Source organism: Streptomyces sp. NPDC004838, assembly GCF_053600955.1.
The window spans coordinates 222,245-235,288 of sequence record NZ_JBSGAW010000007.1; the positions used below are offsets into that span (position 1 = coordinate 222,245).

Sequence of the window (13,044 nt, forward strand, 5' to 3'; positions counted from 1 at the left end):
ACCATCATGGCGAACACGACTCGCAAAAGTTTCGAAGAGCTCTTCGCCGAGCTCCAGCACAAGGCGAAGACCGGCGACCCCGCCACCTCCCGCACCGCCGAGCTGGTCGACAAGGGCGTCCACGCCATCGGCAAGAAGGTCGTGGAGGAGGCCGCCGAAGTCTGGATGGCCGCCGAGTACGAGAGCAAGGAAGCCGCCGCCGAGGAGATCTCGCAGCTGCTGTACCACGTCCAGGTGATGATGGTCGCGCGCGGGATCTCGCTCGACGAGGTCTACACCCATCTCTGAACGGCCCGACGGCCCCGCCGCCACACCGCACCGCTCAGCCACCCCCCCCACCTCACGTAAGGAAGCCGACCTCATGCTGCGCATCGCCGTCCCGAACAAGGGTTCACTGTCCGGACCTGCGTCGGAGATGCTCCATGAGGCCGGCTACCAGCAGCGCAAGGAGTCCAAGGAGCTGGTGCTCGTGGACCCCGGGAACGAAGTCGAGTTCTTCTATCTGCGCCCGCGCGACATCGCGATCTACGTCAGCTCCGGCCGCCTCGACATCGGTATCACCGGCCGCGATCTGCTGCTCGACTCCGGCGCCAACGCCGAGGAGATCATGCAGCTCGGCTTCGCCCGCTCCACCTTCCGCTACGCCACCAAGCCCGGCACCGCCCAAGGCGTCGACGGCTTCGGCGGAATGACCGTGGCGACGTCGTACGAGGGAATCGTCGCCAAGCACCTCGCCGACAACGGCATCGACGCCTCCGTCGTGCACCTCGACGGCGCGGTGGAGACCGCGATCGAGCTGGGCGTCGCCCAGGTCATCGCGGACGTCGTCGAGACCGGGACGTCCCTGCGGAACGCGGGCCTCGAAGTCATCGGCGAGCCGATCATGACGTCGGAGGCGGTCGTCATCCGGCGCACCGGCGCCGACTCGTCCGAACCGAAGGTCCAGCAGTTCCTGCGCCGCCTCCAGGGCGTCCTGGTGGCCCGCAGCTACGTGATGATGGACTACGACTGCCGGGTCGAGCACCTGGAACAGGCCGTCGCCCTCACTCCCGGCCTCGAATCCCCGACCATCTCGCCCCTGCACCACGAGGGCTGGGTCGCGGTCCGCTCGATGGTCGCCGCCAAGGAGGCGCAGCGGATCATGGACGATCTGTACGACCTCGGCGCCAGGGCCATCCTCACCACCGCCATCCACGCCTGCCGGCTCTGAGGCACGACCGTGCTCCTCGGAGACTTCTGAGAGATGACCGAGACCATGCCCGCCTCCGCTCCCCACACCCCCGAAGCCCCCGCGCTCCCGGCCACCTTCAGGCCGAACCGGACCCGCGTCGTCCTGCTGGCCGTGGGCACGGTGATGTTCTCCGTGATCAGCGCCGTCGGTCTGACCCTGGACCGGCTGAGCCCGGGGGAGCGGATCAGCTTCGTCTTCACCGCCGCGCTCTTCCTCGGAGTGCTGTACCTGCTGAGCAGGCCCAAGGTCGTCGCCGACGAATCCGGTGTCACCGTCGTCAACATCACCCGCGTCCGACGTCTGGAGTGGGCGGAGATCCTGCGCGTCAACCTCCGTCCGGGCGACCCCTGGGTCTTCCTCGATCTCAGCGACGGCACCAGCCTGCCCGCGCTCGGCATCCAGCCGGGAATCGCCCGGCAGAAGGCCATCGGCGACGCCCGCGCGCTGCGGGCGCTCGCCGAGACCCATGGCACGCCCAACCGGACCGAGCCCCCGGACGCCACCGGGCGGACGCGTCCGGCGCGGTGATCCACGGCGTCGCCCCTGCCGCATAGCCGACACGGGTGGCTAATCTGGTCGTGGCGGCGCCGAGCGCGCCCCGTCCCATCCGCATCCGGCCCCCGGCGGCTGCCCGCCGCCGGCCGCCCGTGGGACACCTGCGACCCGAGGAGTGACTCCCTCCGGCAATGGACGGATCGTCCGGCAGTACCCGCGCCGCCCTCCCACGGGAGGCGGCGGAATGATCACCCCCCTGTTGCTGCTCTGCGCAGCGTTCCTCCTGATCCTCGCCAACGGTTTCTTCGTGGCGGCCGAGTTCGGCCTGGTCACCGTGGACCGGCCCGACGCCGAACGGGCCGCGGCCGAAGGTGACCGCCGGGCCGGCGGAGTCGTCGAGGCCCTGCGGGAGCTGTCCTTCCAGCTGTCCGGCACGCAGCTCGGCATCACCATCACCTCGCTCGTCGTCGGCATGCTCGCCGAACCCGCGCTCGCCGGACTGCTCGACGGCCCGCTCACCGCGACCGGACTGCCCGAGGGGGCCGTCTCCGGGATCGCGGTGGTGGTCGGCATACTGCTGGCGTCCGCCGCCCAGATGGTGATCGGCGAGCTGGTCCCCAAGAACTGGGCGGTCTCCCGCCCGCTTCAGGTCGCCCGCTTCGTCGCCGGTCCCCAGCGGCTGTTCTCCACCGCGTTCCGCCCGGTCATCGCCCTGCTGAACGCCGTCGCCAACCGTCTCGTACGCCTGATAGGCGTCGAGCCCACGGAGGAGCTGGCGTCCGCTCGCACCCCCGGTGAGCTGGTCTTTCTCGCCCGCCACTCGGCACGGGCCGGAGCGCTGGAACAGGACACCGCGGATCTCTTCGTCCGCACGCTCTCGCTTGGCCATCTCACGGCACAGCATGTGATGACCCCGCGCGTGCGGATGAGCGCCCTCCAGACGGACGCCACCGCCGCGGACGTACTCAACCTCACCCGCGCGACCGGACTCTCGCGCTTCCCCGTGTACGGGGAGCGCATCGACGAGATCGTCGGCATGGTCCATCTGAAGGCCGCCCTCGCGGTGCCGGCCGACCGGCGGACCCGGACCCCGGTCGGGGCGGTCGCCGTGCCGCCGCTGCTGGTGCCGGGGACGCTGCCCGTACAGCGGCTGCTGGAGCGGCTGCGCGGGGAGCAGCCGATCGCCGTGGTCGTCGACGAGTACGGCGGCACGGCCGGGGTCGTCACCCTGGAGGACATCGTCGAGGAACTGGTCGGCGAGGTCCGCGACGAGCACGACGCCGAGTCCGAGGCCCGGCCCGAGATCGCACCCGCCCCCGCCGAGGACGGCAGACCCGTCTGGGAGGCCGACGGCAGCTGCCGGGTCCTCACCCTGCGCCGGATAGGGCTCGACGTTCCCGACGGGCCGTACGAGACCGTGGCGGGGCTCGTCGCCGACCTCCTGGGGCGGATCCCCGCTCCGGGCGACCGCGCGGAACTGCCCGGCTGGCGGCTCTCCGTACGGCAGGTCGACCGCTACCGCGCCGAGCGCGTGCGCCTGGTGCGCAGTACGGCGGAGGGCGGCGGGTCCGGCGCGGTCCCGGCCGAGCCGGCGGCCGGGGCGCGGACCCCGGTGGCCGCGCCACCGGACTCCGCCGGCGTACGGGCCGGCGTAGGGGGCGGCGCACGGCCCGGCGTACGGACCGAGGCACAGATCGGCTTACGGGCGGACACCCGGACCGGCACCCGGACCGAGGCCGAGGCGCGGACGTCGGCGGAGGCCGTCCGATGAGCGCTCTGCAACTCGTGTTCGCGGGCCTGCTGGTGCTCGCCAACGGCTTCTTCGTAGGGGCCGAGTTCGCTCTCGTCTCCGTACGCCGCAGCCAGATCGAACCCCTGGCGGCGGCCGGGTCCTCCCGCGCCCGGCAGGTGCTCCACGGTCTGGAGAATCTGCCGCGGATGATGGCGGCGGCCCAGTTCGGGATCACGATCTGCTCGCTCACCCTCGGGGCGGTCGCCGAACCGACCGTGGCGCGTCTGCTGGAGCCGTTGTTCCACATCGCCCGGGTGCCCGAGGGGCTGATCCATCCGCTGGGTTTCGTGATCGCGCTGGCGGTGGTCGTCTCGCTGCATCTCGTCGTCGGAGAGATGGTCCCGAAGAATCTGGCGATGGCGGCCCCCGAGAGGACGGCCCTCTGGTTCAGTCCGGGGCTCGTCGCCTTCGCCCGGCTCTGCCGGCCGGTGACGGCGGCCCTCGGAGCCTGCTCCCGCCTGGTGCTGCGGCTCTTCGGCGTCGAACCCAGGGACGAGGTGGAGGCGGTCTTCACCAGCGCCCAGCTGGGACGGCTCGTCGAGGACTCGGGGCAGGCCGGGCTGCTGGAGCCGGCCGAGCAGGAGCGGCTGGAGGAGGCGCTGGAACTGGGCAGCCGTCCGGTGACCGATGTGCTGATCGTCCGCTCCGCCCTGGTGACGGTCCCGCCGTCGGTCACCCCGCGCCAGGTCGAGGAGCTGACGGTACGCACCGGCTACTCCCGCTTCCCGGTCAGCGGCGACGGCGCCGGCCCGTACATGGGCTATCTCCATGTCAAGGACGTACTCGATCTGGAGGAGACCGACCGGGCCGTGCCCCAGCCGGTCTGGCGGCCCATGGCGACCCTGAGTTCCGAACTGCCCCTGGACGACGCCCTCACCGTGATGCGGCGGGCGGCCGCCCATCTGGCGCAGGTCGCCGACGCGTCCGGGCGGGTGCTCGGCCTGGTGGCGATGGAGGACGTCCTCAGAACGCTGGTCGGCGAGGTCCCCGATCCATCCCACCCTGACCCGGACCGCCGCGATCCGGACCGCCGCGATCCGGACCACCACGATCCGGGCCGCCGGACCACGGTCCCGCGCGCGGCCCGGCCCGGCGGGGACATCGCGCTGGCCGGCTGACGGGGGCTTCGGGACGGCCCGGCTCCTCGCCGGGCCTTCAGCCCAGCGGCGGCTCCTGGGGGCCGCGGTCGAGTGGACCGCGGCCCGACAGGACCTCCCCGTACGCCTGCATCAGATCGGGCAGCCTGAGGGTCGCCAGATCCTCGCGGGTCGGCGTGCCGGGATAGGTGGAGAGCCGCAGATCCCGGTACGCGCAGCTCTTCTCGTACAGCGTGCGCAGGAACCGGCCGTTGCCCAGCTCGTCGATCCAGCTCTGGTCGACCACATGGCCGCAGATGGAGCGCAGCTCCTCGACGGACTCCTCGTCCCACACATCGCCGTTCTCCGCGGCCAGCACCTCGCCGATCGCGGTCAGCTCCAGCGGGCGGTACGAGGGGAAGTCCACGCGGGTGGTGAAGCGGGAGGTCAGTCCGGGGTTGGCGGCGAGGAGGCGGTCCATGCCCTCCGGATAGCCCGCCAGGATGACGACGAGATGGTCGCGGTTGTCCTCGGCCCGCTTCAGCAGGACCTGGAGGGCCTCGTCGCCGTAGGCGTCGCCCTTCGAGTAGCCGGTGTTGGAGAGGCTGTACGCCTCGTCCACGAAGAGCACCCCGCCCAGCGCCGAGTCGATCAGCTCATTGGCCTTCACCGCCGTCTGCCCCAGGAACTCGCCCACCAGATCGGAGCGCTGGGCCTCCACCAGATGGTCCCCGCCCAGCAGACCGAGCGCGTAGAAGACCCGGCCGAGTATCCGGGCGACGGTGGTCTTGCCGGTGCCGGAGGGGCCGGAGAAGACGAAGTGGCGTTTCGGCGGCTGGACGGGCAGCCCCTGAGCCGCCCGCAGCCTGGCCATCTCCAGCTGCGCGGAGAGCGCCTTCACCTGCCGCTTCACCGGTTCCATGCCCACCATCCGCTCCAGCTCGGCGAGCGCGTCGGCGAGCAGCTCCGGATCGGTGGGACCCGAGGGGAACAGCGGGGGAGCGGGCTCGGACGGCGCGGCCGCCCGGCTGCGTATGAACTCGGCCTGCGCGGTCGGCGCCGAACCGGGCAGCTGGGTCTGCGGATCGGCCCCGGCCCGCGCCTCCGCCGACGGCGACGAGTCCCCCTCGGCCCGTTCCTCGGCGGTGTCCAGGCCGTATCCGGCGAACGAGACGGCGAGAGGGCCGGCGTCGTCGTAGCCGTCGATTCCGTCGTACTCCGCGATCGCCGCCAGCCGCGCCGATGTGTCCATGAACGCCGGATCGATACGGTGCACGGCGCGGTAGAGCGGCAGGGCCGCCGCGCTCCGGCCGGTGCCCTCGTGCGCCCGCGCCAGCCAGTAGCGCAGCTCCTTGCGCTGCGGCTGCTCGCTCCGGCAGCGCATCAGCGCGGCGGACAGCAGCGGCTCGGCCTGTCCGTACATCTCCATCCGCACCCGGGCCATGCCGCCGAAGAGCCCCGCCTCGATGCCCAGCAGGGGATCGTTGACCAGCGGTTCGGTGTGACGTACGAGCTGCTCCCAGTCCTTGACCAGATACGCGCGGCAGGCGTGCAGGAAGCGGACCTGGGGGTCGGCGTCGACGGGCGGCAGTCCCGCGAGCGCCCGGTCCAGCTCCGGCACATGACGGCCGTCGAGCCAGTGGGAGGCGTGCGCCAGCAGCAGATCGCGCGGGCTCTCCAGCACGGGCTGGACCCACCAGCCGAGCCAGTACCAGGAGTTGAGGGTGCGGCGGTGGCGGGTGCGCTGCTCGCCGAAGCGGTCGCGGGCCCGGTGCATGCGCAGCAGCGCGGTCGTCGTGTCGACGCGGAGCGCGTGCAGGCCGAGCCAGCCGTCGGCCATACCGGGATCGAGCCGTACCGCGGTACGGAACTCCTCTTCCGCCTGGGGATAGGCCCCCATGGTGTAGGCGTCCACGCCGCGCACCCAGGCGAGGTCGGCCGGGGCCTGTGCGCCCTGCGTGCCGATGTCCATCAGGTCCCCCACAAAGTGCACCTGTGCCGTGTTTTCCCGGGGCGACCCCCGGAACCCCCGGCGCTGGATGGGCGACGTGGGTGACGCACTGAACCGCCTTGACGTGGACGGGATTTGACCCCACCGGAGTGCATCGTACCTGCGCAGGGACGCCCAGCTTAAGGGCACCGTGAAGTGATCCGGCGGCGGTGACCGAGGGTGAAGGCGGAGGGGGAGGGCGCGGGGGACGCACAGAACGAAGCCCCCGATCACGGGGGAACAACCGGGGGCTTCGCGTCTGTGGCGTCTTCGGAAAGCCGCACATTGAGAACGTAAGACCTGTACGCCCCGTCGGTCAAGCGGAGTTCGGGCACTCATCGGGAGGATCGCGGACCCCTCGGTATGCCCGGGGGAAATGATTACTCTATGTGATGATTCGACTCGTTCGCGCGGTCGCAGACGGTCCCGGCAGTAACTTGTATCCCTCTGAACACTCCCGTACCAATGCGTCCGCGGAGGGACGTGAGGGGTCGGCCAGGAAATGGCGCGTCTCCGCCTCTGTCCAGGTGTCCCAGAAGGCGGAGAGGGCGGCTCCGTCGCGCCGACGGCCCCGCGCCCAGGAGTCCTCGGCGCCCTTCTCCATCCAGAGCAGCCGTGCCAGATGGGGGCGGAGCGCGGCTCTGCCCGCGCCCACGCCCTCGATGAGGACGACCGGAGCCGGGTCGAGGGAGCGCGGTGCGGTGAAGCGGCGTGCGATCCAGTCGTACGGGGCGTACCACGCCCGTTCGCCGTGCGAGAGCGGGCCGACGACCTGGGCGAGCATCCGGTCCGTCCAGGCGAAGTACTCCTCGTGGCTGGCCAGATCGTCGAGGTGGAGGACGGGCGTCCGGTCACCGGCGGCGGTCAGCGCCGCCGCGAGGCGCGCGGTGAAGGTGCTCTTGCCGGACCCGGCGTGCCCGTCGACCGCGATCAGCCGCACCGGCCCGCACGAAGGCGGCAGCGCGCGCAGTTCCCGGGCGGTCCGGTCGAGATCGTCCACCCGGCCACCCTACCGGCGGTGGGACGCCGAGCCGCAGGTCACGCGGGTGGGCCAGACCGGGTATCGGTCGGGGGACGCGGGGGCGGGACGCTGGCCGAAGGCGGTCACGACCCGCGATAGTGGCCAGCGGGCGTTCCGTGCGCCGGGCCCGTGGGTCCCGCGCCGCGCCCGGCGTGCGTCGCGCCCGATACGGGCCGCCGCCGAACCGAGCGCTTCCGACTGGGGGTTCCATGGCCAGAGCCACGTCGCGCAGAACCGTGCTGAGCGCCGCGATCGCGGTGGCCGCCGGGGCGGGCACGCTGTCCTCCTCGTCTTCCTCCGCCGTCGCGGTTCCCGCCGGCCGAGCCGCTCCCGCCCCTTCCGCCGCCCCCGTGAGGACAGCCCGGCTCGTGGACAACCGCTTCTGGACCTCGTACACGGACTGGCGTGGCGGTACGGCGGCCGGTACCAGGACCGCCGCGGGTCGCCGTCCCGGAGTGGTCGTCGCCCGGCCCGCGGGCACCGTCGACTACACCGATCCGCACACCGGGCGTACGACAGCGTGGGAGTACGGCACATGGACCTCGCCCGTCCACCGCTCCCCCGTCCCGGCGACCGAGGCCATCGTCTCCTGGAACGCGCGCACCCCGGCCGGCACCTGGCTCCGGATCGAACTGCGCGGCACCTACTCCGACGGCGAGGAGACACCGTGGTTCGTCATGGGCCGCTGGGCGGCGGGCGACGAGGACATCAAGCGCGCCTCGGTCGACGACCAGGGCGACGGCAGGGCGGCCGTCCGGACCGACACGTTCTCGGTCGACGATCCGGCGAGCGGTCTGCGGCTCTCCTCGTACCAGCTCAGGCTCACCCTCTACCGCAGGCCCGGCACCCGGCTCACTCCGACCGTATGGCGGCTGGGCGCGATGGCGTCGGACATCCCGGACCGGTTCACCGTCCCCGCGTCCGAGCCGGGGCCGGCGCGTGAACTGGCCGTGCCGCGCTATTCGCAGAACACGCATGTCGGCCGGTATCCGGAGTACGACAACGGCGGTGAGGCATGGTGCAGCCCCACCTCCGTCCAGATGATCATCGAGTACTGGGGCCGGGGCCCCGGCGCCGACGACCTGGCGTGGGTCGATCCGGCCTACACGGATCCGCAGGTCTGCCACGCCGCCCGCCACACCTACGACCACCGGTACGAGGGCTGCGGGAACTGGCCCTTCAACACGGCCTACGCGGCGACCTACCCCGGCATGAACGCGGTCGTGACCCGGCTGTCCGCGCTGACCGATCTGGAACGGCTGGTCAGGGCCGGTATCCCGGTCATCACGTCCCAGTCCTTCCGCGAGGAGGAGCTGACCGGCGCGGGCTACGGCACCGCGGGCCATCTGATGACCGTGATCGGCTTCACCCCCGACGGCGATGTGATCGCCAACGACCCCGCCGCACCGGAGAACGAAGCCGTACGCCGGGTCTACCGCAGGCGCGAGTGGGAGAACGTCTGGCTCAGGACTAAGCGCCACAACGCGAGCGGACAGGTGGTCTCCGGCACCGGGGGAGTGTGCTATCTGCTCTGGCCCGAGCATCCGACCGCAGGTCAGAGGCGGGCACTCGCCATGGTGGGCGTCGACTGACGGGTGCCAGGGCATCGCGATGGAGACGCAGGTCACTGCCCCGGAGCCGTCTCGCTGGCACTGTGGACGGTCAGCGTGCGCCGTACGTCCCGTAAGGCGCATCCGCACATCGACCGATCGGGAACCACCATGACCTCTGGCTCTGCCTCTGTTGCAGCTTCTGCATCCGCTTCCACGTCCGCTGCCGGGACCCGTACCCGTACCGGAGGTCCCGAGGAGGGCGGAGGTGTCCTGGAGCACATCCTCGGCTGGACGCTCGTCGTCGTCCTCGCCATGCTCGTCACTCAGCTCGGCCTGATCTAGCTCTTTGAATTCCACTGGCTTCCGCCGACTCCCACCGGCTCCCACCGGAAACCGTCCGTCCGGTTGATATTTCGGTGTAGTGGGGGACACCGGGTGAGCGCATTCTTGGCCAACGCACTCGCACACGCCTGAACGACTTCGCAGTTCTGCCATACTGCGAAGATCCTGTGTCACTTTTGAGACAAGGGCGTAAATTGAATAATGGTGAACGACGCGGAGCGACCGAGAAGTCTCAGGCTCGCCGTGTTGAACTCATCGCAACCGGGCGGAAGTTGTTCGCCGACACCTCATACGACGCGCTGTCGATGGATGACATCGCCCGTCATGCCGGGGTCGCGAAAGGGTTGATCTACTACTACTTCAAGAGCAAACGCGGCTATTACCTCGCCATCATCGAGGATTCCGTGGCGGACCTCATCTCGCGCACCGCGGGCGATACCGGGCTGCCGCGCGCCCAGCGGGTGCGGCGCACGGTGGACGGATATCTGCGGTACGCCCAGAACAACGAATCGGCGTTCCGCACGATCGTCACGGGCGGCGTCGGCTTCGACCCCGAGGTGCAGTCCATCAGGGACGGGGTGCGCGAGGAACTGATCGACACGATCGCCGAGGGCGCGTACGGCAAACGTGACATCCCGCGGCTCGCGCGGTTCGCGCTGCTGGGCTGGCTCAGCGGTGTCGAGCAGATCACCCTCGACTGGCTGGGACACCAGGAGATGGACCGTGAACTGGTCTGCGCCCTGCTGATGCGTCTGCTGCGGGCGACCCTCGGCACCATCGAGGAGTTCGAGCCGGACTGCCCGCAGCCTCCTCGTGAGCCGGTGCCGCCGCCGTATCCGCAGGGAGCCCGGAGCGCGCCGGACACGCAGGAGTCGGCGGGCGGGTGGGCTCGGGGCCCTGGCGGTCTTCCGGTACAGGCCCCTCGGTGGGAAGAGGCCGCGGAAAGCGGATCGTGACGGACGTCCGCTGATCGGGCATACTCGACGCGCCAATGGCCGCCTCAAGCCATTTCGTGATCCGGAAGGGCAGCATCGGCCTGGCAGAAGAACCGGTGGAACGCGCACACATCCTTCGCGCACCCGCCGCAGCGCCCGACAGGGAGGAGAGTGCCGCCATGCCCTACCACGCCTCGCAGCCGGTGGAACGTCAGCTGCCCACCGAGGAGGCCAGGGATCTCATCACCCTGGTACGCGATATCGCTCAGCGGGAGATCGCTCCCCACGCGGCCGAGGAGGAGGAAGCGGGCCGCTTCCCCCGCGAGGTCTTCTCGCTGCTGTCCGAGTCCGGGCTGCTCGGCCTTCCCTACGCGGGCGAGCACGGCGGCGGGGACCAGCCGTACGAGGTCTACCTCCAGGTCCTGGAGGAACTGGCCGCCGCCCGTCTGACCGTGGGCCTCGGCGTCAGCGTCCACTCCCTCTCCTGCCACGCCGTTGCCGGCTACGGCACCAAGGAGCAGCGGGCCGAGTACCTGCCCGCCATGCTCGGCGGCGGGCTCCTCGGCGCGTACTGCCTCTCGGAACCGGCTTCCGGCTCGGACGCGGCATCCCTGCGCACCAGGGCGGTGCGTGACGGCGACGACTGGGTGATCACCGGCACCAAGGCGTGGATCACCCATGGCGGGATCGCCGACTTCTACACGGTCCTCGCCCGCACCGGCGAAGAGGGCGCACGCGGTATCACCGCCTTCCTGGTGCCCGGTGACGCGGAGAACCTGAACCCCGCCGCACCAGAGAAGAAGATGGGCATGAAGGGCTCGCCCACCGCCCAGCTCAACTTCGACGGCGTACGGGTCCCGGACGTCCGGCGGATCGGCGACGAGGGCCAGGGCTTCGCGATCGCGCTCTCCGCGCTGGACTCGGGCCGGCTCGGCATCGCGGCCTGTGCCGTCGGAGTCGCCCAGGCCGCGCTGGACGAGGCGCTCTCGTACGCCACCGGGCGCAGGCAGTTCGGCCGTCCCATCGCCGACTTCCAGGGGCTGCGCTTCCTGCTCGCCGACATGGCCACCCGCGTCGAGGCGGCCCGCGCGCTCTGCCTTTCGGCCGCCCGGCTGCGCGACGCGGGTCTGCCCTTCTCCCGGCAGGCCGCCATGGCCAAGCTGTTCTGCACGGACGCGGCGATGAGCGTCACCACCGACGCGGTCCAGGTGCTCGGCGGATACGGCTACACCGCCGACTTCCCGGTGGAGCGGTTCATGCGCGAGGCCAAGGCGCTCCAGATCGTCGAAGGCACCAACCAGATCCAGCGCATGGTCATCGCCCGCCACCTGATGGGCCCCGAGACCCGCTGAGGGCACACGCCCCCGAGCGGCACGGGTGCCGCGTCCCTGGTGGCGGGGGCGGCACGCGTGCCCGTTCGGGGGGTCCATCGGTACGGATCGAGTGGTGCACGGACGCGCCGGTTCCGCCCATCCGCTGTCCCCGGCGGGGGAGTCGGGCCGTCAGCGGGACGCTCGGGCGGCCGGTCTCACCACCGCGCCGACTCCGCTCGCGCGTCGCCGCGCGTACGTTGCCGTGCACCTGAGACTCCGGCTGCGGTGACCTCGCGGTCCGAGAGCGGGCGGGGGTGTGACGTCGTGTCATGGGCCGACGCGCCTACGGACGGCCACGCATCCGTCCGGCCACGCGGTTCGGCCACGGCAGCCCGTGTGGCGGTGGCCGGCTCGGGCAGGAGAGAGGCTCGGGCGGGTGGAAGACCCGAGGCGCCGGGGCGGAGCAGGTCTCCCGGCGCGGAGGCCCGTGCCCGCGCTTGCGGGCGGCGCGGTGTCGAAGCCGACTGGGAGCCGATGCCGCACACCCGTGCCCGCGCGTGCGGAAAGCGCGGCGGAGGTACGGCAGGTACAGCGGCGGGAGCGACGGTCAATGCCGACGGGCGGCCGACGAGCTGACGACCCGCCATGGCGGGCCGACCCCGGAGGAGGCCGGGACTCAGGCCGCCCGCTCGCGCATCGTGGGCATGCGCAGCGGGCGCGAACTCGGACCGCCCACGTGGGAGAAGGGCTGCATCCGCCAGTCCAGACCCTGAGGCAGCGTCAGCAGCAGTCCCATCTCCTGCTCCCGGATCCGGTCGTCCAGCGTCTCGTCGGCGGGTCGCGCCTGCGAGGCGGGGAGACCGGTGCCCCGGCACACGGTCAGCCCGAACGGATTCCAGGGTGTGGGGCAGAGTGCGTGCTCCGGCAGTACGTCCTCGTCGGCGAGGAGCGCGATCGGCTGTGTGCAGTCCGGGCAGATGACCCGGTACATCTCGAAGGTGTCGTACTCGTTCAACTCGTCCAACTCGGCAGACCTCGCAGACTCCGCCGGATCAACAGGCTCCGGTTCGGTACGGCCGGTGTTCTTGACGCTCTGCATGGAGAATCTCCCCCTCTGGTGGGCCAACCGGGCTCACGTGGCCTCGACCACAGCAAGCACTTCCCCCTGGGCCCTGCGGGTAACCGTCCGGTCACGACGGAGGCCGCTTTCCGTCTGTGGTGTTCGTCACATGACTGCCGTTGGCGCCCCCGCGTACGGCGGGCGAGTGTGCCGGAAGCGATCCGGGCAATTAAGTT

General features: G+C 71.2%; 12 protein-coding genes. 9 read left to right on the forward strand and 3 right to left on the reverse strand.

Translation table 11 applies throughout. From position 1 onward, the window contains the following. Positions 1 to 6 precede the first annotated feature (6 nt). From ACWEFL_RS11105 to ACWEFL_RS11125, 5 genes are all read left to right on the forward strand, one after another. A complete protein-coding gene (locus ACWEFL_RS11105) occupies positions 7 to 288 on the forward strand; it encodes a phosphoribosyl-ATP diphosphatase (protein WP_451710355.1) in 282 nt (93 codons plus the stop codon). A 73-nt stretch (positions 289 to 361) separates the two neighbouring features. Beyond that, positions 362 to 1,210: an ATP phosphoribosyltransferase gene (gene hisG / locus ACWEFL_RS11110; RefSeq protein WP_451710356.1), complete on the forward strand. Its 849-nt coding sequence runs from the start codon at positions 362 to 364 to the stop codon at positions 1,208 to 1,210. A 45-nt stretch (positions 1,211 to 1,255) separates the two neighbouring features. After that, positions 1,256 to 1,759: a PH domain-containing protein gene (locus tag ACWEFL_RS11115; RefSeq protein ID WP_451710442.1), complete on the forward strand. Its 504-nt coding sequence runs from the start codon at positions 1,256 to 1,258 to the stop codon at positions 1,757 to 1,759. A gap of 211 nt (positions 1,760 to 1,970) precedes the next feature. Continuing rightward, on the forward strand, positions 1,971 to 3,497 hold the full coding sequence (locus tag ACWEFL_RS11120) for a hemolysin family protein (protein WP_451710358.1): 1,527 nt from the start codon (positions 1,971 to 1,973) through the stop codon (positions 3,495 to 3,497). Continuing rightward, positions 3,494 to 4,636 (forward strand): hemolysin family protein, encoded by a 1,143-nt coding sequence (locus ACWEFL_RS11125; protein WP_451710360.1) that lies wholly within the window; start codon positions 3,494 to 3,496, stop codon positions 4,634 to 4,636. Before ACWEFL_RS11120 ends, ACWEFL_RS11125 begins: the two co-directional genes overlap by 4 nt. A 37-nt stretch (positions 4,637 to 4,673) precedes the next feature. On the opposite strand, the gene ACWEFL_RS11130 is transcribed toward ACWEFL_RS11125, so the two are convergent. Further along, positions 4,674 to 6,566 carry an AAA family ATPase gene (locus ACWEFL_RS11130; RefSeq protein WP_451710444.1) on the reverse strand — a complete coding sequence of 631 codons (1,893 nt, stop codon included), beginning with the start codon at positions 6,564 to 6,566 and terminating at the stop codon, positions 4,674 to 4,676. A gap of 403 nt (positions 6,567 to 6,969) precedes the next feature. Continuing rightward, the gene (locus tag ACWEFL_RS11135; RefSeq protein ID WP_451710362.1) at positions 6,970 to 7,584 is read right to left on the reverse strand and encodes a uridine kinase family protein; all 615 of its coding nucleotides are present in this window, start codon (positions 7,582 to 7,584) and stop codon (positions 6,970 to 6,972) included. 230 nt (positions 7,585 to 7,814) lie between these two features. Here ACWEFL_RS11135 and ACWEFL_RS11140 point away from each other — a divergent pair, with 230 nt between their 5' ends. The 4 genes from ACWEFL_RS11140 to ACWEFL_RS11155 all read left to right on the forward strand — a co-directional run bounded on the left by ACWEFL_RS11140 (position 7,815) and on the right by ACWEFL_RS11155 (position 11,787). After that, positions 7,815 to 9,197: a peptidase C39 family protein gene (locus ACWEFL_RS11140; protein WP_451710363.1), complete on the forward strand. Its 1,383-nt coding sequence runs from the start codon at positions 7,815 to 7,817 to the stop codon at positions 9,195 to 9,197. A 129-nt stretch (positions 9,198 to 9,326) separates the two neighbouring features. Next, positions 9,327 to 9,500: an SCO1431 family membrane protein gene (locus ACWEFL_RS11145; protein WP_451710365.1), complete on the forward strand. Its 174-nt coding sequence runs from the start codon at positions 9,327 to 9,329 to the stop codon at positions 9,498 to 9,500. A 167-nt stretch (positions 9,501 to 9,667) separates the two neighbouring features. After that, entirely contained in the window at positions 9,668 to 10,456 is a 789-nt protein-coding gene (locus ACWEFL_RS11150; RefSeq protein WP_451710366.1) for a TetR/AcrR family transcriptional regulator, read from the forward strand. A 158-nt stretch (positions 10,457 to 10,614) separates the two neighbouring features. Then, positions 10,615 to 11,787 (forward strand): acyl-CoA dehydrogenase family protein, encoded by a 1,173-nt coding sequence (locus ACWEFL_RS11155; RefSeq protein ID WP_451710368.1) that lies wholly within the window; start codon positions 10,615 to 10,617, stop codon positions 11,785 to 11,787. Positions 11,788 to 12,424: 637 nt separating this feature from the next. Here the strand turns inward: ACWEFL_RS11155 and ACWEFL_RS11160 are convergent. Beyond that, positions 12,425 to 12,847, reverse strand: a complete 423-nt coding sequence (locus ACWEFL_RS11160; RefSeq protein WP_451710370.1) for a hypothetical protein — start codon at positions 12,845 to 12,847, stop codon at positions 12,425 to 12,427. Positions 12,848 to 13,044 lie beyond the last annotated feature (197 nt).

Excerpts from the sequence above, each read along its gene's own strand:
- ACWEFL_RS11115 (WP_451710442.1), top strand. The coding sequence starts at position 1,256 with ATGCCCGCCTCCGCTCCCCACACCCCCGAAGCCCCCGCGCTCCCGGCC.
- ACWEFL_RS11120 (WP_451710358.1), top strand. The coding sequence starts at position 1,971 with ATGATCACCCCCCTGTTGCTGCTCTGCGCAGCGTTCCTCCTGATCCTC.
- ACWEFL_RS11140 (WP_451710363.1), top strand. The coding sequence starts at position 7,815 with ATGGCCAGAGCCACGTCGCGCAGAACCGTGCTGAGCGCCGCGATCGCG.
- ACWEFL_RS11155 (WP_451710368.1), top strand. The coding sequence starts at position 10,615 with ATGCCCTACCACGCCTCGCAGCCGGTGGAACGTCAGCTGCCCACCGAG.
- ACWEFL_RS11160 (WP_451710370.1), bottom strand. The coding sequence starts at position 12,847 with ATGCAGAGCGTCAAGAACACCGGCCGTACCGAACCGGAGCCTGTTGAT.
- ACWEFL_RS11125 (WP_451710360.1), top strand. The coding sequence starts at position 3,494 with ATGAGCGCTCTGCAACTCGTGTTCGCGGGCCTGCTGGTGCTCGCCAAC.
- ACWEFL_RS11105 (WP_451710355.1), top strand. The coding sequence starts at position 7 with ATGGCGAACACGACTCGCAAAAGTTTCGAAGAGCTCTTCGCCGAGCTC.
- ACWEFL_RS11130 (WP_451710444.1), bottom strand. The coding sequence starts at position 6,566 with ATGGACATCGGCACGCAGGGCGCACAGGCCCCGGCCGACCTCGCCTGG.
- hisG (WP_451710356.1), top strand. The coding sequence starts at position 362 with ATGCTGCGCATCGCCGTCCCGAACAAGGGTTCACTGTCCGGACCTGCG.
- ACWEFL_RS11145 (WP_451710365.1), top strand. The coding sequence starts at position 9,327 with ATGACCTCTGGCTCTGCCTCTGTTGCAGCTTCTGCATCCGCTTCCACG.